16 protein-coding genes, 1 tRNA gene and 1 pseudogene are annotated in these 20,407 nt (G+C 60.3%); 11 read left to right on the forward strand and 7 right to left on the reverse strand.

The features are described from left to right. The first annotated feature begins 148 nt into the window (after positions 1 to 148). Positions 149 to 1,285 (forward strand): hypothetical protein, encoded by a 1,137-nt coding sequence (locus F2P47_RS14655; protein WP_152217132.1) that lies wholly within the window; start codon positions 149 to 151, stop codon positions 1,283 to 1,285. 21 nt (positions 1,286 to 1,306) lie between these two features. On the opposite strand, the gene F2P47_RS14660 is transcribed toward F2P47_RS14655, so the two are convergent. Beyond that, entirely contained in the window at positions 1,307 to 2,056 is a 750-nt protein-coding gene (locus F2P47_RS14660; RefSeq protein WP_152217133.1) for a hypothetical protein, read from the reverse strand. A gap of 643 nt (positions 2,057 to 2,699) precedes the next feature. Further along, positions 2,700 to 3,746 carry a methyltransferase domain-containing protein gene (locus F2P47_RS14665; protein ID WP_152217134.1) on the reverse strand — a complete coding sequence of 349 codons (1,047 nt, stop codon included), beginning with the start codon at positions 3,744 to 3,746 and terminating at the stop codon, positions 2,700 to 2,702. 190 nt (positions 3,747 to 3,936) lie between these two features. Between F2P47_RS14665 and panD the strand changes: the two genes are divergently transcribed. Beyond that, complete coding sequence (panD, locus tag F2P47_RS14670) at positions 3,937 to 4,293, forward strand: aspartate 1-decarboxylase (protein WP_152217135.1); 357 nt, start codon at positions 3,937 to 3,939, stop codon at positions 4,291 to 4,293. Between the two features lie 3 nt (positions 4,294 to 4,296). Here panD and F2P47_RS14675 read toward each other — a convergent pair whose 3' ends face one another. Then, positions 4,297 to 5,043, reverse strand: coding sequence for an SIMPL domain-containing protein (locus tag F2P47_RS14675; protein ID WP_152217136.1), 747 nt, complete (start codon positions 5,041 to 5,043; stop codon positions 4,297 to 4,299). Positions 5,044 to 5,170: 127 nt separating this feature from the next. On the opposite strand from F2P47_RS14675, the gene F2P47_RS14680 reads away from it, so the two are divergent. After that, a tRNA-Ile gene (locus F2P47_RS14680) sits at positions 5,171 to 5,247 on the forward strand. Positions 5,248 to 5,991: 744 nt separating this feature from the next. On the opposite strand, the pseudogene F2P47_RS14685 reads toward F2P47_RS14680, so the two are convergent. After that, positions 5,992 to 6,510, reverse strand: a pseudogene (locus tag F2P47_RS14685) (transposase); the annotation flags it as partial. A gap of 786 nt (positions 6,511 to 7,296) precedes the next feature. Here F2P47_RS14685 and F2P47_RS18150 point away from each other — a divergent pair. Beyond that, positions 7,297 to 7,524, forward strand: a complete 228-nt coding sequence (locus F2P47_RS18150) for a helix-turn-helix transcriptional regulator (protein ID WP_152217137.1) — start codon at positions 7,297 to 7,299, stop codon at positions 7,522 to 7,524. Positions 7,525 to 8,119: 595 nt separating this feature from the next. Here F2P47_RS18150 and F2P47_RS14695 read toward each other — a convergent pair. Continuing rightward, on the reverse strand, positions 8,120 to 9,322 hold the full coding sequence (locus tag F2P47_RS14695) for an EAL domain-containing response regulator (protein WP_152217138.1): 1,203 nt from the start codon (positions 9,320 to 9,322) through the stop codon (positions 8,120 to 8,122). A gap of 19 nt (positions 9,323 to 9,341) precedes the next feature. Further along, on the reverse strand, positions 9,342 to 12,599 hold the full coding sequence (locus tag F2P47_RS14700; RefSeq protein ID WP_152217139.1) for an MASE4 domain-containing protein: 3,258 nt from the start codon (positions 12,597 to 12,599) through the stop codon (positions 9,342 to 9,344). Positions 12,600 to 13,063: 464 nt separating this feature from the next. Between F2P47_RS14700 and F2P47_RS14705 the strand changes: the two genes are divergently transcribed. Beyond that, on the forward strand, positions 13,064 to 13,423 hold the full coding sequence (locus tag F2P47_RS14705) for a hypothetical protein (protein WP_152217140.1): 360 nt from the start codon (positions 13,064 to 13,066) through the stop codon (positions 13,421 to 13,423). Between the two features lie 241 nt (positions 13,424 to 13,664). Here F2P47_RS14705 and F2P47_RS14710 read toward each other — a convergent pair whose 3' ends face one another. Further along, on the reverse strand, positions 13,665 to 14,291 hold the full coding sequence (locus tag F2P47_RS14710) for a TetR/AcrR family transcriptional regulator (protein ID WP_152217141.1): 627 nt from the start codon (positions 14,289 to 14,291) through the stop codon (positions 13,665 to 13,667). A 156-nt stretch (positions 14,292 to 14,447) separates the two neighbouring features. Here F2P47_RS14710 and F2P47_RS14715 point away from each other — a divergent pair, with 156 nt between their 5' ends. From F2P47_RS14715 to F2P47_RS14740, 6 genes are all read left to right on the forward strand, one after another. Then, positions 14,448 to 15,389 (forward strand): AraC family transcriptional regulator, encoded by a 942-nt coding sequence (locus F2P47_RS14715; protein ID WP_152217142.1) that lies wholly within the window; start codon positions 14,448 to 14,450, stop codon positions 15,387 to 15,389. Positions 15,390 to 15,502: 113 nt separating this feature from the next. Then, positions 15,503 to 16,807, forward strand: coding sequence for an aromatic ring-hydroxylating dioxygenase subunit alpha (locus tag F2P47_RS14720; RefSeq protein WP_152217143.1), 1,305 nt, complete (start codon positions 15,503 to 15,505; stop codon positions 16,805 to 16,807). A gap of 140 nt (positions 16,808 to 16,947) precedes the next feature. Next, the gene (locus F2P47_RS14725; RefSeq protein WP_281349296.1) at positions 16,948 to 18,288 is read left to right on the forward strand and encodes an aromatic ring-hydroxylating dioxygenase subunit alpha; all 1,341 of its coding nucleotides are present in this window, start codon (positions 16,948 to 16,950) and stop codon (positions 18,286 to 18,288) included. After that, positions 18,275 to 18,847 (forward strand): 3-phenylpropionate/cinnamic acid dioxygenase subunit beta, encoded by a 573-nt coding sequence (locus F2P47_RS14730; RefSeq protein ID WP_246176913.1) that lies wholly within the window; start codon positions 18,275 to 18,277, stop codon positions 18,845 to 18,847. The genes F2P47_RS14725 and F2P47_RS14730 overlap by 14 nt, the downstream gene beginning before the upstream one ends. 9 nt (positions 18,848 to 18,856) lie before the next feature. Then, positions 18,857 to 19,183, forward strand: a complete 327-nt coding sequence (locus F2P47_RS14735) for a bifunctional 3-phenylpropionate/cinnamic acid dioxygenase ferredoxin subunit (protein ID WP_152217145.1) — start codon at positions 18,857 to 18,859, stop codon at positions 19,181 to 19,183. Continuing rightward, positions 19,180 to 20,406: an NAD(P)/FAD-dependent oxidoreductase gene (locus F2P47_RS14740; protein WP_152217146.1), complete on the forward strand. Its 1,227-nt coding sequence runs from the start codon at positions 19,180 to 19,182 to the stop codon at positions 20,404 to 20,406. The genes F2P47_RS14735 and F2P47_RS14740 overlap by 4 nt, the downstream gene beginning before the upstream one ends. Position 20,407 lies beyond the last annotated feature (1 nt).

Genomic DNA, 20,407 nt, shown 5'->3' on the forward strand with positions numbered 1-20,407 from the left:
ATAACCGATCCTCATCACCGGAGAGCCGCTGAAACAGCTCAATGAATAGTTATTGGGCTGAGTTTTTCAACGATATCCACCAGAAGCGGACATTCACACGCAAGTTACTCAACGGTCGGAGGGCGAGATTTACCAAAGCGTCGCTTTGATGTTCATTCATTTCGCGAAACTGTCCTCCTTCACTGAGGACGAGATTGCCCGCGCCGCGAGCTCATCAGAATACTGTATATTAGGATGGGCGATATATGAATTTCTCGATTTCACGGGCCGCGACCACGTGACTCTAATCCGTCATCGCCAAGATCTGCCGACGCTCGAACGCATGTTCACGCACCTGCGCACGCGCATGGGCCTCTTTGTCGTGGGCGCTGGCGCGTCGGCGGGATCGTCGCCGCTCGGCCGGGATTTCTGGTGCGAGTCTCCATTGGACTATCTCCGCGACCTGCGTTCCTTCCCGGCTACCGTGACGCCACGGGGTCCGCTGACGCAGCGCATGATTGACCATTCGGGAATTGAGGTCGGAGACATTTTTCCCGGTCGCGAGCTCCGCCTCGGCACTGACGAATATCCATTTCGCGAGATTTTGAAGCGCTTGCCCGATGGATTTTCTCGGGAGCACTTGAAGCACGTACTTGCTCGCGCAAGGTATTTCGCGCGAACCGAAGGGACCGTTACGGACAACTATAGGGTCTTCCGTGCGTTCTACCCCTCAGTCATCGCCGACTACAATCACGACGGCCTGGCCCGAGAGTTTTGCGGCGCGCAGCATGCGATTGTTGAAATGCACGGAACGATCCCTCCGGTCTATGGGTCGCCCGAGTTCGGCGCGTGGATTTCGAGCCTGCGCGAATTCGACATCGCGGTGGCGCCTGACGATTTGGTCATGGGGCTCCCGGAGTCGTGGACCGACGCGCGCCTCTATCGGCGCTTGTCATGGGTAATGAGCAAGACCCCGCATCAAGTCGTAATTATTGGCTATAGCTTCGCCCAGATGGGAAGCGGTTACGACGACGCGGTGACGCTCGCTTGCTTCGTCCAGAGGTTCAAGCACTACCCCGGTCCAATCCTCGTTGTCAGCCCCGGTCCGACGGAGCTTTGCCAGATGCTTTCCGATGCGCTCGAAATCAAGACCGTCTATCCGATCAAACGCTATTGGAACGTGCTCGCGCATGCATATTTGGAGACACAGCGAGACCCGGACAAATTCCGATCTTTGGACCACGCACATGGGTTTCTATACGATCGATACGGCAGCGGTCAGGCATTCCCGATTCTGCCCCGCTGAGTCAAGTTCCTAACGCGGCGGCTAAACCTCTACAAAGAATGGGATCGAGACTTCATCGAACCTCGGCGCACCGATGACTTCGGTAATGCCCTCCGCGTCAATCTCCTTGCCGAAGTGCTGGACCCATAACGCTGCGAAGAACGAGTGCGCAAAATCGACCAGATTGAGGGCGGCTTCGCGTAGCTCAGTCATTAGCTGCATTTGCAGAGCCGCGAGGTCCGCCACGCCTGCCTCTGCCGCAATGCCCTTGGTCGAAATCACATCGCAAAATAGAAACATGGAATTGAAGCCATGGTGCGAGAAGTAGACTTTCCACATGCCGTCAAAATCCGCGTCGGCAATCGCAGCCTGAAACGCTTCCTCGGTTTCATGCGCTTTCGGGTAATGGAAGCCGTAGTTGTTTCGGACGGCGGCCAGAAGTGCCGACTTGCCCATGAGCTTCTTCAGATAGGCAAGGGCATCGCTGCCCTTTTTGTCGAGCCTTTCCCCGTAGTCCTTGCCAATCTTGCTCCCTACGAATAGCCGCTTGACGACAAGCAAGGACTCGAACACAGCGCTAACCGCGAGCCGGACAAGCATCTGCGTTTGCACGCCGGTCGTGTATTGCTCGACCTCGCTCTTGGAATCGAGCGTGGTCGCGAAGACCAGAAGCTTCTCAAACATCAGCACCTGATTTGCCATATGCCCTAACTGTAATAGGCATACGCGCTCCTCCGTCGGTAGCTTGAGCAAAGAGTCCTTCGGGATTGGGATGCGATAGACTTGGATCACGTCACACTCTCCTTGTTGCTCTCGGCGCGCTAAACATCATCTTTGAAAGAGACCGTGGCAGTCTGCTTCGGGTCATAAGTCCTGACCCCAAAAACTTATCCCCTTCCCATCCTCCGCACCCATATTAATTGCGACCCGCTCCACGAAGGGCGTTCGGCGCTCGCAAAGCTCCACTGGAGCTTTGCGCGGGGCTCTGCCCCGGCGCACCTCACCCGGAATGGCCGAATACGTGGAGAGGGAATGCGGCGTCCTGCGTCGCGGGGACAACCAGCCCCGCGCCCCGGGAGGGATGAATGGGTAGGCGAACACTACGGTTCGCGGAGCGCTCCGGCCGATAAAAGCCGGATGTCGCTGGTGCGGGTTGGCATCCCTAAAATCGCCGTGCGCGGGGCGGGCTTTGCCGCCCCAACACGTGCCACGCGTCACGCGTTGAACGCGGGCGGTGGAGCAGAGGCCCCGCGCATCCTTCTTTCGGGGAGGTTCGCGAGTTGCGTGCCGAAACCCCGGAGGCGGAGCCTTGCGGGGATGAGGGTGTTTGCCGGTTCCCGTTTTCGTCATGGCCCGCTTCATGCGGGCCATCCACGCCTTCCTTGTCCACCTCAAGACGTGGATGGCCCGGACAAGCCGGGCCATGACGGTTGGTTCAACAGCACCCGCCGCCGGTAACGCCCGCCGCCTCATCAAACGGAATATTCGTCCCGCAGCCTGCGAAAATCCCGAAGTGGCGCGAGAAGTCGCCGATGAAATCGAAATGGGGTGCAAAACGGGTTTCGTTCAGCATACGGAATGTATTGCCGCAGACCGGGAAGACGCGGCCTTTCTCGATGGCGTGGTGCTTGTCGAGGATGAAGACATCCTCGCATTCCGGGATCCCGCCCTTGTAGATCACTGCCTGTCCGTGGTCCTCGCAAGATGGCTCCAGCCCGTCGAGCTTGAAGAGCCGGTAGGTCGCGGAGAAGAAGCGGGCGGGGCCGAGTCTCGCGCGCATCTTCGCGTCGTTGACGGCAAGCGGACGGTCGGCGACGAGGCGCGGATCGGCAAAGCCCGCGGCCCTGGCGAGGTTGAGGAAATCGTTCCAGTAGAGCGCGCCCGCGAGGCATTCGCCCAGCAGCACCGGATCGTCGCGCAGCGTCGCCGGCAGCCGCCGGTCGGCATAGACGTCCGCGAAATAGAGTTCGCCGCCCGGCTTCAGCAGCTTCCACGCGCCTTCGAGCACGGCGCGCTTGTCCGGCGAAAGATTGATGACACAGTTCGAGACGATGACGTCGAAGCTTTCCGGTTCGAGGCCGAGCGCGCCCAGCTCCTCGATATAGCCGTCGATGAAGGCGACGTTCGGCTTCGCATAGCCATAGGCTCGCGTCTGCCCGTCGATATGGGCGCGGGCATGGGCGAGCTGTTCCGCTGTCATGTCGACGCCGACGACCGAGCCTTCCTCGCCGACGAGGCGGCTCAGGACGAAACAGTCGCGGCCTGCGCCGCAGCCGAGATCGAGCACGCGCGCGCCCTCGATCGCGGCGGGCACGACGAGGCCGCAGCCGTAATAGCGCGAGAGAATGTCGTCATGGATTTCGGAGAGTGCCGCGCGGATATGCGGCGGCACGTCGCTCGCGTCGCAGCAGGCATCGGTCTTGAGATCGGCCGAACCGCCCAGCACCTTTCCGTAATAATCCCTGATGCTCTCGACCGTCATGTTCCGCTCCCGCTGGCTCTTTCGTTCGGTCAGGGTGCATGGGCGGAGGCCCAAGTCCAATCACAAAGAGGCGAGGGCACAAAGAGGCGAGGGGCGGGCGCCCTCGCGCCGCATGGACTTCCCCCGCCGTTTTCGTTAAAACCCGCGCCAAAAGAAGGGCCCTCGGGGCCCATGCGACGGGAGTGCGCCCATGATCCTCACCATGATGAAGGCCAAGATCCACCGCGCGACGGTGACCCAGTGCGACCTCAATTACGAGGGCTCGATCACCATCGACCGCGATCTTCTGGAAGCCTCGGGCATTCTCGTCAATGAGCAGGTCGATGTGCTGAACATCAACACCGGCGCGCGCTTCACGACCTATGCGATCGAGGGCGCGGCGGGCTCCGGTATCATCGGGATCAACGGCGCGGCCGCGCGGCTGGCGCAGGCGGGCGATCTCGTGATCGTCATTTCCTATGCGCAGATGGAAGAGGCGGAGGCGAAACGCCACTGCCCCACAGTGCTGCTGATGGACGCGAAGAACCGCATCCTCGAACCGGCCTGATTTCTATTCGATCTCGATCACGAGCGAGACGTCGGACGTGACCTTCTGCGTGCCCGCCGCAACGGGCACAGGCGCGCTGTCACGCATCGCCATCGCCTTCATCGCATAGACGGGCTGGGGCGCGTATCCGCCGCTTTCCGAGATGGTCACGATCTTGCCAAGGGCGACGCCTGCCGCGCCCGCATAGATCTTTGCCTTGCGCAAGGCATCCTTCACCGCCTCGGCGCGGGCCTCATCAAGGAGCGGTTCCGGCTTGTCGATGCCGAAGCTGATGCCGCCGAGCTGGTTCGAGCCGAGCGAGACGAGCTTGTCGAGCGTCGCGCCGAGTTCCGCGAGCTTCCTCACCGTGACTGTCACCTGATTGCGGACCTGATAGCCGCGAATGACCGGCGCCTCGATGGCGCCGTCAGGCCGCGTGGGCGGTTGGGCGTAGACGGGCGACACGGAAAATTCTGAAGTGCGGATATCGTCGCGCGCGATCTTCATCGCTTCGAGGCCCTTGAAGACCTCGTTCATCGCCTTCGTATTGGCGGCCAGCGCGTCCGCCGCCGTCTTGCCTTCCGTCAGGACGCCTGTTTCGACCGTCGCGATGTCGGGATGGGTGGTGATCTCGCCCGTTCCCGTAATCGTGAGTGTCCGGCGCGGCGCTTCCTCGGCGCGGGCTGGCCCGGCAGCACCCATGAGGGCGCCGAGGGCTATCGCGCCTGCCAGCGCGGCGGCGAAGCGGTTGAGCGGCATTCTGGCGGGCATCGGGTCCTCCCGGTTGGTTGCAAAGGGAAGCTTCCCGGCGGAAACCGGCAAAATTGCGGCGTTCAGTCGGGCGGAAATATCTGCTATATGGTCCCACCCTCGGCCTTTGGGCCGAAGCGATATCTGGGGGCCTGTAGCTCAGTTGGTTAGAGCGGACCGCTCATAACGGTTTGGTCGCAGGTTCGAGTCCTGCCGGGCCCACCAGCCGCTTTTTTGTGGGGATGTGTGGGGACAAGTTCAAGCTGACTCAAAACATGCTGAAACTGATTCAACCCTAGAATGGCTCTAGGTTGGGTTGGCGGGCAGCTGCATGAAATTTATAAGTCATTGAAAGTAGGGGATGATTTGTCGAGTCATCCCACCCGGTGCCCGTGGCCGATTTTTTCTCACGATTTTAGCTAAATTGTCTGTATACGCACTTTTAGCTCTGAAAGCCACCGGATCGGCATTTCTGGCTACATTGAGTCATTTAGAGCTTGTTGTTTCACGGACTCAAAGTGACTCGACTGGTCCTAAGCTGTCTTAGACGACGTGCTGTGCGGTGAAAGCGCGAGTGAACGGCACGTGCGGAGGCGACGGATTCCGGAATTGCCATCAATGTTCGCGTATTGGTGCCCAGCCGTGTCGATATTGAGAGTAGGCAGTTAGCTTCGGGAGCCTGTGAGTACTCCGTCATTGGTGGCGGCTTCTTTCCAAAAAAGGAAGGAGCTGCTTCCGCCTGGGCGCTAACCCGCGGGATTCGGAGGATAGTTGGCTAAAATTTGGAATGATGCTTGGAGAGGGTCGACCTTATAGCCTTGCTGACGTCGGCTAAGCGCCGATATCGTTGATTTAATCGATGCGAGATCGAGCGATCGTCCGTTGGACGATGATTTCGAGCCCGCGGTCCGGGTTTTCTGACGCCAAATGGCTTTTGCAGCGCCGGGGCCGTGCCCGGCGGCGTCGGCTTCATGCCGCCGCGTAGCCGACGGTCGGCGTCGCTCGAAGCTTTGCCAGCTTCCTCAGGTTTTGCGCGGTGGCGGCGAGGAGGAACTCGTCTCTGGCCCCCTTCGGTCCGCGTAGCCGCAGTCGACCGAGTTTGAGGATGCGCTTGAGATGGGCGAACAGCATCTCGACCTTCTTGCGCCGATGCCGCGAACGCTCATAGGCCGGCGTCTTCGCCAGGGCACGGGCGACATCGCGGGCATCCTCGTCGAGGTCGCGCGGCACCTTGCGCTGCGGCGTGTTCGGGCAGCACTTTGCCTTGAAGGCGCAATCCCGGCAGTCGGACTTGCTCGAACGATATAGCCGCGTCCCGTCCTTGCTGATGCCCGAACGTGGCGTCGCATAGGTCCGTCTGAACTGCACCAGCAGCTTTCCGCCCGGGCAGGTGTAGTGATCCTGCTCGGCATCGAAGACGAAGTCGGATCGCGAGAAGGTGCCGTCGGTCCGGTTCGATTTGTCGAAGACGGGGATGTTTTGTGAAATTCAATATCCATATCCACGGCATCCCGGCTGTCCTTATGGCCATGTGGAGAACCAGCGGTTCCTGACGGAGGGCATTGATCTCGCCTTGCGGGATCTCGCGCCCTCGCAGGGGCGGATGAAAATCGTGCGATGCGAGGACTGGAACAACACACCTCGAAACTTCCATGATGCGCGCAAAGCAGCCGCAACTCGTGGATCTCGATGCACGGAAATGGTCGCCGCCTTACGCCGCGAATTCGCCATGTGAGGCGCGGCAAGAGCTACTTGCAGACTCAGTCAGAGGCACATCGAGGGCAGCGCCAATAGGTTTGTGATGTGACGTTGCATCTGCTTCGCAGATAGCGCCTATCGCATCAAAGAAGGGGCTTGCCGCTGTATCGTTGGTATAAATTTCGAAGCTCGGACGCCGCGTAGATCTACTTTCTATGCGAACCGACACTTCGGCGCTCATACGGACTGGGAGTGGATCGCGAGTGCCTCTGCGATGAGGGTCGAATTTCCGTCTCGCGCTGGATACGGGCGTCCAGGGATCACTTTGGCAGGGACTCGGCTGTTTATCGCTGGGGTGATCGACCGGATCTGAAATGTGAAGCCTCCGCATAGCTGAGGGGGATTGCGGGGGAACGCTGGCGCGGAGGCTTCGATAGATCCGTCTCCATCGGGGGGAAATGGAGACTGTTTGTAGTCTGTCGCCAACATGCGGGGAGGATAAGATCGTAATTCTACTTATCCGGCTCCTGCATTGACCTGTCCCCGGAAAACTGGACCATTTTTAGGACGGAATCCATGAACTCCGGTGCTTCGATCATCTCGGCGGTTGAATTCGGCAGGAGGGCAATCAGGCTCCGCCGCAAGGCGGTAGGGCTCAGCCAGACCGAGCTCGCTACCGCTATGGGCACCACCCGACAGCTGCTCTCAGCGTTGGAGAGGGGCGCACGCGGAGTATCAATCGACATGGCGTTGGTGGCTGCCACCGAGTTCGCTCTCGAGCTCCGACTGGTATCCAGATCATGACCCGCGAAATTGATCTTCCTTGGAGGCACTAACGGGCCTATCGGCCCACAGATCAGGATTTCGACTGCGCATAGAGCTTTTCCGCTATTGCTTGGCGCCGAAGTGCCGCTTTAGTCCAGTGTGTCGGCTGAAAAGGATACATTCGAGGCGACAGGAAGACGCGTCGGCGCAATGAGTACGCGGCGCGCCTCGACTAGGAGTCCTAGACTTCCGGTAGTTGTTGGAATTTTGCCCACGCGGCGGCGCAGCCTTGCGAACTTCGTTTCAAGTGCTGTCGATGCACCGCAGCAGCTGCCAATATTGATCCATGGACTTACGCTGACGACGATCTTCTCCAGGTAGGGCAGGCCTAAGTCCAAGAGCGAATGGTCGAGAATATGGATAGCGTAGAAATTTGCCAAGGGCGAACAAATGAAATCAAGCACTAACGGACAGTGAATCATTTTAGCCTGTAAGGTGCGCCGTTTGAGTCACTTTGAACCTGTGAAACGAACCTGTGAAACGAGTCTGCGCCTCGCTGCGGGCCCAAGGTTTCCTGCGGATTTATGAATCACTTTGAGCTTGTCCCCAAATGCCGCAAACGGCGATATGCTGTTTATGTTGGCATCCTGCCGATATCCCGGTAGCGCGTTTCCCAGTTTCCGACCCAGGCGAAGATCTCGTCGGCCGGAAGGGGCTTGGCGACGAAGTAGCCCTGGGCGGCGTCGCATGCCCGGTCGCGCAGGAAATCCCAGTCGGCGCGATCTTCGACGCCCTCCGCGACGGTCTTCATCTCGAGTTGCCGCGCAATGTCGAGGCTCGCCTCGACGATCGTCTGGAGGGAGCTGTCATGCGCCGCGCCATGGACGAAACTCCGGTCGATCTTCAGCTCCGTGAAGGGAACGTCCCGAAGCTGGGCGAGCGATGAGTAGCCCGTGCCGAAATCGTCGATCGACAAGCCGACATGCTTCAGGCGAAGACGTGTCAGGACATCAAGCGCCGCCAGCGGATTCTTCATCAGCTTTCCTTCGGTCACCTCAAGGACCAGAGTGGAAAGCGGCACCCCTTCATGACCGGCAATGGCGACGAGCCAGTCTGGAAAATCGAGCCTGCACAAGCTGTCCATGGAGACGTTGACGGCGACGGAGAGGCCGAGGCCGACTTCCCTCCATGCGCGCGCCCGGCGCAAGGCGCAGGTCAGCATGATCCGCGTAAGATCGTCGATGAGGTCGTGCTGCTCCGCGACCTCTATGAAGCGGGCAGGCGCGACAATGCCGTCCTCCGGGTGTTGCCACCGCACGAGCGCCTCCACGCCGACGACCGCGCCGCTGCCGATGTCGACCTTGGGCTGATAGTAGTCGATCATCTGCCCGCGCTCGATGGCGTGTGCGAGTTCATCCGCGCCATAGCCCCTTGTCGCATCCGCTTCCGCGGTGATCTTTTCCGAGGGCCGTTTTCCGAGCGCGTCGCGAATCTGTTCCTGCGTGAACGGCTTTTGCAGAGCGCCTGCCACATCGAGCCTGTGTGCACGGGCGAGTTCGGTCACCGTCTTCAGTATCTGCCTGTTTTCTCCGCTGATGAGTATCAACCGGCCGGCATATTCGATACGCGCCAAATGGCGAACGAGTTCCACGCCATCCATCTCCGGCATCTGCAGATCGCAAAAGACGATGCCGACCTTGGAGGCATTGTCGCCCAGCATGTCGAGCGCGTCCTGCGCTCTGGTATGCGAGTGCACCTCTGCGAAGCCGAGATTGGCCAGCTGGCGTTCGAGGAGCCTGAGGGCGAAGGCTTCGTCGTCGATCAATACAATCTGCATGGCCGTCTCCCGGGCGTACTCATATATGCTTCTCCGCCAGCAGCTCGGAAATGCGAACCTCGACGGCTGCGATGGCCGTTTCGACCCGCGCCTTGCATTGTTCGACCGTGTTGCCGTGTTCCGTCTTTCCCGCGTTTTCGAGTTCGGCGCAGAGGTCGCCGAGAGAAACGGCGCCGACCGAACGCGATGACGACTTCAGTCTGTGCGCGACCGCGCCGACCTTCCTGTAGTCGTCGCGATTGCAGGCGTCTCTGATCTCGCCCGCCGCGGCGCGTGCAGCCAGCAGGAAGTGCTCGAGGAATTCTCGGATGACCGACTCTTCGCTGCCGATCAGCGATTTCAGAACCTCGATATCCAGGACGCCATCGACGCTGTCGGCGGGAGCGCTTGTGGAGGGCTCCGGTGCAACTGCCGGCGGTGCGGGCATCCACCTGTCCAATGCCGACCTGAGAAGATCGAGCTTCACCGGCTTCGTCAGATACTCGTCCATGCCCGCCATCCGCGCCCGATTGGCCTCGCCATGCAGCGCATTGGCCGTCAGCGCGAGGATGGGCATACGGTCTCCGCTCTCCTCCTTGAGGCGTATCGTTGAGGCGAGCGTGTATCCGTCCATTTCGGGCATGTGAAGATCGGTGAGAAGCAGCGCATATTTTCCGTCGCGCCAGAGACGGAGCGCCTCCTTGCCGTTGGCGGCGACTTCCGCTGCATAGCCGAGCAGCGCCAGTTGCCGAAGGATGACCTTCTGGTTTGTCTCATCGTCCTCTGCGATGAGGATCAGCGTGCCGGCTATGCGGGCATCGGCGACGCTCGGCGGCTCCACCTGCTCCTGGAACGATTGTTGCGGGCTGTCCTGTACCATCTCCGGGGAGGCGAAACCGGCGGCGACGGCAACCGCGCGTAGGAGGATATCCCGCCTGAGAGCGTCGCCGTCGATTATGACGATATCCGGCGGTTGAACGCGCACATGCTGCTGCGGGTGGCGCATGATGACCAGATGCCGGGCGTCGGGAGCGTCGGCAAACGCCCTGTGCAGGGAGTCCTCCGAAAAGTCCTCGCATGTGGCACCTTGCACGACGACGACTGTGCCGCGATGGAGGGCAGCCTGCCTGGTCTCCTCGACGCTGGAAACGATCTGCACGTTGACCCCGGCGCGATCGAGATAGGCGCGCAGATCGTCAGTATTGATGGCGCCGTCATCGATCAGGATGCAGCTGCATCCCGCGATATCGGGCCGCGACCGCCGGCGCGCTTCCGGTGCCAGCTCGAATGGTAAGCATACGGTAAAGGCCGAACCGACGCCCGGCGTACTTGTCACCTCGATTTCGCCATTCATGAGATCCGCGAGACGCTTGCATATCGCCAGTCCAAGGCCGGTTCCTCCGAACAGGCGGGTCGTGGATATCTCCGCCTGCGTAAAGGGCGTGAAGAGATCCTTGAGCGCTTCAGCCGGAATACCAATGCCATTGTCCTCAATCCGGAATGCCAGGCGGAGAGGCGATGAATTCCGAACGTCGACGCGAACATAAACATGTCCCCGCTTCTCCGGGCGTCCGGCGGAAAACTTTATTGCATTACCCACGAGGTTGTAGATCACCTGCCGCAAGCGCACGTCGTCCGAGAGCACGTAGTCGGGGATATCGGGTGAGACGAAGACGTCCAGATCCACATCCTTGCCGGAGGCGACCGAGACCATAGAATTGCACAGGCCTTCGACCAGATCTCCGATGGAGAGCGGCTGCAGCTCGAATTCCAGCCGTCCCGCTTCGATCTTCGAGAAGTCCAGGATGTCGTCGATGATGACGAGCAGCGTGCCTGCCGACTCGTGTATGGTTCGCACCAGATCGGCCTGATGCTCGGACAGGCGGCTATGACCGAGGACTTCGATCATGCTCATGACGCCGTTCATGGGTGTCCGGATTTCGTGGCTCATGGTGGCGAGGAACGCGGACTTGGCGCGATTTGCCTGTTCAGCGTCCGAGCGGGCACGGGTCAGTTCCTCGATGAGGCGATTGCGGTCGCGCAAGTCATGCAACGTGCCGACGAACAGCTCCTCGCCATTGAGGGTCACTTCGTTGGCAGTCAGATGCAGCGGCACGAGTTCTCCGCTTTTATGCCGCCCGGAAAGTTCGCGGCCTTTGCCTATGATATGCGCCTCCCTGGTTCTCAGGTAACGACTGAGGTATTCATCGTGCTCGCTCCGTTCCGGTTCCGGCATGAGCATTGAAATGTTGCGGCCGACGATCTCTTCGGGGGCATACCCAAGCACACGTTCCAGAGCCGGGTTGGCGCCGAGGACGATGCCTCGCGCATCTATGGTAATGACAGGATCGTGCAGGTTGCTCAGATAGGCCCTCTCCCGTGCGCTCGCCGTGGCGAGACGAGCATAGAGCTTGCCGTTCTCGATCAGCAGCGCGACGAGCACGACGCTTGCAGTCACAAGTCCGTATACGCGTCCCATGTACCAGCCGACGTCATAGCGGCCGTGGTTCAGGACGGCGGCCAGCGCAACGTCGAATATCCAGATGCACATGATGACCATAAGCCACATGTCGAGCAGCGTGTGCTGCGTGCGCTGCCAAAGCAGCGCCAGCGCGACGAGGCTCAATGCCCAGACGGCGATGGCGACGAGCAACTTTTTATCGGTATCCATATCGCCCGTCATGATCTCCGGCAGCAGGCGAGACCCGGAAGTGGCGAGCAGCAGGAGCATGGAGGCGATTGCGAGCGCCGCGAGCCAGGCCGCCGCCGCCGTCCACATAAGAGGGATGCGGCGTTCGCGCTGGGTCTCCGTCTGACCGGTCAGGATTGCATAGGCAATGATGAACAGCGGAAAGGTGCCGTGCCAGAAGAAGTAGAGCCACGCCGTGGTTTGAGGGCCGGAGCCCAGGAGGCCGGCAGGCGCAAACAGGCCAGGAAAGCTCAGTGCATGAAAGGCCGCCATAGCCGCATTGAAAAAGTATGCAGCGGCGATCACGAACAGCTTGCGTGAGCGGAGAATGTCGTACTGGCCCAGGAGCAGGATGGATGTAATGACGTCGCTGATGATGACGGCGGTCTGGTAGATCGGAAGGAAGGCCGGCAACGATGTGAGTGGCGTCTTGGCAAATGGAGCTGTGATGATGAATGCCAGAACGGAAACCATCATGATCGCGAACGCGAGACGCCGATCGTGCGGAGTGGGGCGCACGGTCGACAAGAACGATGACTCCGCATCGGCCTGGGGCACCGCTTGCGTCTTGATGCGCGAGGCGGGAGCGGAAAGTTCCGGCGACGCCATGATCACTCTCTTCGTTTATTGAACGCTGGAGCGATGGAATTCTTGCATAGGATGTCGGGATACGCGGCAGCCCGTTTACGCAGGAAGTGTAGATGGCTCTTGAAAAAATCTCCATGAGCCGAAAGGAACGGGACGTCGATGACCGCAGAGATTGCAGGGGGAATGATGGCTATATGATCAGTTGACGGCGCAAATAGAGAGCGAACCGCGTGGTTCTGGAGCAGGCTTATAAAAATGGTCGTTTTGCGTGAGTCAATGAGAGGTGGCCGGCTTATCGCGGCGGCTGATCGAACTTTTCGAGAGCTTCGGGTTGCCGCTCGCCGTGTTGCTCAATAGCGCCTGCTACGATCATTGCCCTGAGCTGGTCTCTGCCTTTCCCAAATGTGGCGACGAGATCGTTGCGCATGGGTGCACGAATTCCGAACACCCCAACGGTATGTCGGAAGAGGAAGAACGCGCGACGATTGCGGAAGTCACCGCCGCTAGGGGGCAAGAACAAGAGCCGCGAGCAGCGTCTCGAGGCGATGGCGAAGAGCCAGGCGGCCCAGGATGAGCCGGCGCTCGCCAAGACCGCCGCGAACACGCCCAAGGCAAAGGCTGCACTCGGCGAAGCCTATGCTTCCTACGGCAAAATCGACAAGGCGATTGCCCTCTACAAGGAGGCGCTCGGCTCCTCATTCGCGGAGGCCGACCTCGCCCGGCTTCATCTCGGCCAGGCCCCACTTGCCAAGGGCGACACCGCCGCCGCAACCAAAGCCTTGCAATCCGTCAAGAACCCCAAACTCTCCGGACTCGCAAACCTATGGATCGTCGCCGGGAAGTAGATGCAGGCCGCGCATATCGCAGTTCGATACTTTGCAGCGCCTGCACCCGGAGGTCACCTCCGACCACGTCTGCGAGTGGTGCAAGGTGGAACAATTCCGACTTGGCCAACATGAGTCACTTTGAGCCTGTGAAATGAATCTGTAGCTCGCTGTGGCCCCAAGGTTTTCTAAGGATTTGTGAAACACATTGAACTTGTCCCCACATTTGTGGGGGACAAGTTCAAGCTGACTCAAAACAGGCTCAAGCGGCTGATTTCTCCGCGGAGTGAGGCTTGCCGAGCCCGGCGATGCCCTCGAAAAGCAGGTCTGTCGCCATGGCAGCGAGCTGATCGGGCGACACCGGGCCGTCGGGTCTGAACCATGTATGGGTGAAGTTGATCGTGCCGAAGAAGAGCATGGTTGCCGGACGGAGCAATTTGCGCTGACGACGGAAGCGCGGCTGTATCTGGACGAAGAGCCTCTCGACCACGGCGACGAGTTTGCGCTGCTGAAGAACGATTTTCCTTCGCCGTGCTGCGGGCAGGTTCTTGAGTTCGTTGAGAAGTACCTTCTGATGCGCGGCCGCATCGACATAAAGCGTCATGAAGTCCGATATGAGCCGCCGGAGACGGGCTTCGGCAGGTGCCTTCATGATCTCGATCTGCTCGGCAACCTCCGACAGCTTGTCGAGATGCAGGCGCATGGCGTCGTATAGAATATCGTCCTTCGACTGATAATAGTGATAGAGAAGCGCTTTCGAGGTTCCGCAAGCCTTCGCAAGATCGGCGATCGAGGCACCCGCGAAGCCGCGATCGGCAAAAAGGCGCGCGGCCCTGTCCACGATTTCTTTTCTGCGCTCGTCGTAATTCGCAGCCTGCGGCCGTGCCATGACGTTTCGAAGCCTCCGGTCACCGCCCGTTTGCGGCTCGCTCTGTTAGTCATAATCGGATTGCGCCTTCGAGGGCAATCGCCGTTCGCTCCTTCGATGGGGGTTGACTCTTTCCCGATAACCGTTCGCAGTTGAGGCAGGAGAAGGGAGAGAGGGATGGATATTGAGGAGCAGGTGCTGCTGACCGACGTCCATATGGACGGGGTCAAGTTTTCGATCGCACGGCTGCGCGCCCCTTTTTGCGTGAGCACAGCGCCGGGGCCGATCAGCTATTGCTATCTTCTGCGAAAGGGGAGGCTGTGGCTCGAAGTCGGCTCGGCGGAGCCGACCCTTATCGCTCTTGAAGCTGGCACGATCGTTGGCCTGACCGGGACCATTCCACACCGCTTCAGAAGCGGCCCGGGGCAGCTCCGCGTGAAAGAGGAGAGGCTCGTTACGCACGGCTTTGCCGAAGAGCACGAGGGCGACGCGCCCTTCGAGCTGATTGTCGGCGAGATTCCGCAGGAAGCGCTGGCCCTTTCCGGGCTTTTCCTGGGGGCGATGGTGCTCTCGCCCTCCAGGGCGGAAAAGGTGTGCCGCCGCATCTGGAAGGCGGCTGACCTTGTCGAGGAAGAGCTGCGGGACACGGAGACTATGGGGGGCAGCTCGCTCGTCATTCGTCGCCTGGCCGAGCTCATGCTGATTAATATTGCGCGATGGGTAATCTCCCAGGCGACGAGCGAGGAGGCGGGCGGCCTCCGCGCGCTCGCCGACATGCGGATATTACGCGCCATGGCGGCCTTCACTCGCGAGTCGCTGAAGAATTGGACGGTGAAGGAATTGGCCGACATCGCCGGCATGTCGCGAACGGCCTTTTCCGAGCGCTTCCACGACTTGATAGGTCTTTCACCGCTTCAATGCGTTACCCGAACGAGGTTGCGGACCGCGTCCGCAGCCCTGACGCGCGGTGGCCAGAGCCTTGAGGAGGTTGCGGCCATGGCGGGATACAGTTCAGCGGCCGCGTTTATCCGGGCATTTCGGCGTGAGTTCCAGACAACCCCTGCGCGGTGGCGGGCAAACCGCGGGCCCGAGCCTTTCGAGCAAGGATTGCGTGAATAATTAACCGAACGAACGGTCAATTAATATGTACAATCGGGTAGGAAGAGTCTGGTTCTGATGAGTTAGCGTCTCCGACAAGAGAGAAAGCTAACGCTCAGGGAGGGGCTGGTCGAATGTCTTCGATGTCGTGGAGGGAGGCATCCGATCTGTTTGACGAGAAGGCCGGTACGATCAACCCGGCGATCTATGCAGACCCGGCGATCTATGAGCTTGAACTCGAGCGCGTATTCAGCCGCTCCTGGCTCCTCATCGCCCATGAGACCCATATTCCGAAGGCCGGCGACTACCTCTCGACATATATGGGCGAAGATCCGGTTGTTGCGGTGCGGCAGAAGGATGGCGGCGTCAAGGTCTTCCTCAACCAATGCCGCCATCGCGGCATGAAGATCTGCCGCACAGATGGTGGCAACGCCAAGTCCTTCACCTGCACCTATCACGGCTGGGCCTATGATATCGGCGGTAATCTGGTTCAGGTGCCGGTCGAACAACAATCGTTTGCCTGCCTCGACAAAAAGCAATGGGGTGCACGTCAGGCCCGCGTCGACAGCTACAAGGGGCTGATCTTCGCGACCTGGAACATGGATGCGCCGACGCTCGCCGACTACATGGGCGATGCGGCGCTTTATCTCGACGCTGTTCTTGATCGTTCTGAAGCGGGCACGGAAGCAATCGGCGGCATCACGAAGTGGGTCATTCCCTGTAACTGGAAACTCGCCGCCGAACAGTTTGCGAGCGACATGTATCACGGTCTTTTCTCGCACGGTTCGATCTTCACGACGGCCGAGATTCCGACGTCGCCTCTGGGGCTCGGACGTCAGTTCCGCGCCTCAGAGGGCGGTCACGGAACCGGATTTTTCGTGCGCTCCGTTCCGGAGTTGAGAATCACCAATGCCGGAGAGTGCGTGCCTGGCTATGACCCGGTTGCGGACGAACAGGCTGCGGTCGCCAGGCTGGGGACGCGCGCTCAGCTTTTCGTGCAGCACATGACCATCTTCCCGACATTCTCGTTCTTCGCCGGGTTCAACACGCTGCGGGTGTGGCATCCGCGTGGCCCTAATGAGATCGAGGTCTGGGCCTTCACCATTGTCGAGAAGGACGCGAGCGAGGCAGCCAAGGAGCAGTTGCGTCTGTCGAGCACCCGTTCCTTCAGCCCGGCGGGCACCTGGGAACAGGATGATGGAGAGAACTGGGTCGAAATTCAGCGCGTGCTGAGAGGCTATGAGGCTCGGAGAACGCCGTTCAATGCCCAGATGGGCATGGGGCAGGACTACGGGGTCGATCCGGACCTGCCGGGGAGGTTCAAACAAGCGCTCTCGGAAGGGGCTGCGCGAGGGTTCTACGCGCACTGGTTGAAGCTGATGACCGAGCCTGTCGGCGAGCATGCTGAGTGTGGCTCGGTCGCGCGAGCCGCGGAGTGACGAGCCGGCCTCGGGCTTTGACAATAAAAATCAATATCTGAACGATCGATCAATTAATGCGAACGCCCTGATAGGAATGGCAGGTGTGGTGCGTGTTACGAAAATCGAACCATATCGTTCTCTGGGAGGAGACAATGTCGGTGACCAAGAGGAATGACGCCGGTGCTGCGCCGTCCGTCAGCTTGACGGACCTGTTCGACGAAAAATCCGGGACGATCAGCCCGGCGATCTATGCCGATCCGCAACTCTATGAGCTTGAGCTTGAGCGTGTGTTCAGCCGCTCCTGGCTTTTTATCGCTCACGAGACCCATATTCCGAAAGCCGGTGACTATCTGGCGACCTATATGGCCGAAGACCCCGTCATCGCGGTGCGGCAGAAGGACGGCGGCGTCAAGGTCTTCCTCAACCAATGCCGTCACCGCGGCATGAAGATCTGCCGTACAGATGGTGGCAACGCCAAGGCCTTTACCTGCACCTATCACGGCTGGGCCTATGACATTGGCGGCAATCTGGTTCAGGTGCCGCTTGAGCAACAGTCCTTTGCCTGTCTCGACAAGAAGCAATGGGGCGCGCGTCAAGCCCGCGTCGACAGCTATAAGGGACTGATCTTCGCGACCTGGAACATGGATGCGCCGACGCTATCCGATTATCTGGGCGATGCGAAAAGCTACCTCGATCTGATCCTTGACCGTTCGGAAGGCGGGACCGAGGCGATCGGCGGCATCGTCAAATGGGTCATCCCCTGCAATTGGAAATTTGCGGCGGAGCAGTTCTGCAGCGACATGTATCACGGGGCCACCTCGCACATGTCCCCGATGATGGCGGCGTCTCCGGACACGCTACCCGGAGATCCGACCGACTTCTCGGGGCGTCAGTTCCGCGCGAGCCGCGGTGGGCACGGCACTGGGTTCTTTGTCGAAGGTGCGGAGTGGCTTTGGCGCGTCGGTCAGGCGGGAGAACACGTGTCCGGCTTCGACATCGCGGCGGCCGAGCAGCGTACCAATCTCCACCGCAGCGGTAAGCGGCCGGTCGGGTTCTCGCAGCATATGACCGTCTTCCCGAACTTCTCGATCTTCGCAGGCGCAAACACGGCGCGCGTCTGGCACCCGAGGGGCCCGGGTGAAATCGAGGTCTGGGCCTTTGGCCTCGTCGACAAGGCAGCAAGCGACGCGGAGAAGGAACAGATGCGCCTCATGACGCTCCGAACCTTCAGCGCCGCGGGCACCTGGGAACAGGATGACGGCGAGAACTGGGTCGAGGTCCAGAGGGTGCTGCGCGGTCATGAAGCCCGGCGCACACTCTTCAACGCCCAGATGGGCGCCGGCGCTCCGCGCGGCGAAGACCCGACTTTTCCCGAAACGATCACCAACGCCTTTGCCGAAGAAGCTGCGCGTGGGTTCTACGCGCATTGGCAGAAACTGATGACGGATGTTGACGGGTCGTTTTCCAAGGCAGGGAGCTACGCAGATGCCGCAGAATAATTCCCTTCAGAGCGCAACGACCGACATCGTCGAAATGGGCCGCACAATTACGCCGGCCCTTCAGCAGGAGATCGAGCAGTTCCTCTATCACGAGGCTGAATTGCTCGATGACCGAAAGATCGCCGAATGGGTCGATCTTATGGCCGACGACATCCACTACTTTATGCCGCTGAGGACGACGCGCGGTCCGCGCGACCGTAATCTCGAACTGTCGGGCGCACACGACATCGCCTATTTCGACGAAAGCAAGGCTTCGTTGCAGCTGCGCCTGCGCAAGCTCCAGACCGGAACCGCATGGGCGGAGGAGCCGCCTTCGCGGACGCGTCACCTCGTCACGAATGTGCGCATCTCGACGACCGCCAAGGCCGACGAGTATGAGGTCAAGTCGGCGTTTCTTCTCTATCGGAACCGCTCAGAACGCCAGACCGATATTTTCGCGGGCGAAAGAACGGATGGATTGCGCCGGGTGGATATGCCTGCCGGCTTCAAGATATTCAAGCGCCTGATCCTGCTTGATCAGGCGACGCTCGAAGCGAACAACCTCAGCATTTTCTTCTGAGGCGCGGCGATGGCATTTGTTCGCGTTTGTTCCGAAGACGAGGTTGCGCCCGGTGAGGCACTCCGCACCGAAAGCGCGGCAGGGCCGGTCGCGCTTTTCAATGTTGATGGCGAGTTCTTTGCGATCGAAGACACCTGCTCGCACGGTCAATGGTCGCTATCTGACGGTTATCTGACGGGCGATCAGATCGAATGTACGCTGCACATGGCAAAGTTCTGTGTACGCACTGGAAAAGCTTGCTCATTGCCTGCGACGAAAGCGGTGAAGGTGTTTCCTGTACAACGTCAGGGGTGTGACGTGCTGATTGATTTTGAAGACGGACACTTCGCAGCATGATGAAGAACATCGCGATCGTCGGGGCGGGGCTGAGCGGCGCCAGCGCCGCACGCGTTCTGCGCGACGAAGGCTATGATGGCCGGTTGTGGATTCTGGGCGAGGAAACGCACAGGCCCTACGATCGCCCGTCATTGTCGAAGTCGGTTTTGTCCGGTGCCGATGAGATGCCGCCGGAACTTGCGGAACCGACGTGGTACGACGACAACCAGGTAGAACTTGTCAGCGGGACAAAAGTTTCAGCATTCGATCTGCGGGGCCGGAAACTCGAACTGGCGAGCGGTTGGTCCATCGACGTCGATGGAGTGTTGCTGGCGACTGGCGCGCGGGCGCGCCGCCTCGATGTGCCGGGGAGCCAGCTTGATGGCGTGCATTATCTGCGGACGATGGATGACAGCCTTGCCATGCGTACCAGCCTGAAGCCGGGCATGTCGGTGGTGATTGTGGGCGGTGGCCTGATTGGCTGCGAAGTCGCCTCAACTGCGCGAAAGCTCGGTGCCGAGGTAACAATCCTTGAGACGGCAGATGAACTTCTTCTCCGCGTCATGGGGCCGATGGTTGGCGCCGGATGTCGCGGCCTTCTTGAGGCGATGGGCGTCCGCGTCCTGCTTGGCGCCAAGGCGGCGAGCTTCCTGGGTACGAGCCGGGTTGAAGCGGTGATGACGCAGGCGAATGAGCGCGTATCTGCTGATCTCGTTCTCGTCAGCATCGGCGCAGAACCCGATGTGACTCTGGCCGCTGCTGCGGGCCTTGCCTGCGAGCGGGGTATTGTGGTTGACGGCGCGGGCCTTACGTCGGTCTCCGGCGTCTTCGCAGCAGGCGATGCCGCGGCCTGGCCGCTGAGAGGTGGCGGACGGCGCTCTTTCGAGACATATCTGAACGCGCAGGCGCAGTCCGCGACCGCCGCTCGCGCCATGCTGGGGTGCGTCGCGCGGGAGCCCCAGGTGCCGCTCTCCTGGACCGAGATAGCTGGACGCCGCATGCAGATGATCGGCGATCTTGCTGGCCCCGGCACTGTCGTGGTGAGGGGTGATCCGTCAGCGGGCTCTCATACCGTTTTTCGGATCGATGGCGACCGCGTCGCTGCAGCAGTGTCCGTCGATGCTGCCCGCGATTTCGTTGCGGCGCGGCGTCTCGTTGAGATGGCGGCGATGGTGTCGGCCGACGCATTGCGCGATGTGAACACTGATTTGCGGGGATTGACCCGCGCAACGAGAGGAGCCTGAT

The organism is Parvibaculum sedimenti, assembly GCF_009184905.1.
In the GTDB taxonomy this organism is placed as follows: domain Bacteria; phylum Pseudomonadota; class Alphaproteobacteria; order Parvibaculales; family Parvibaculaceae; genus Parvibaculum; species Parvibaculum sedimenti.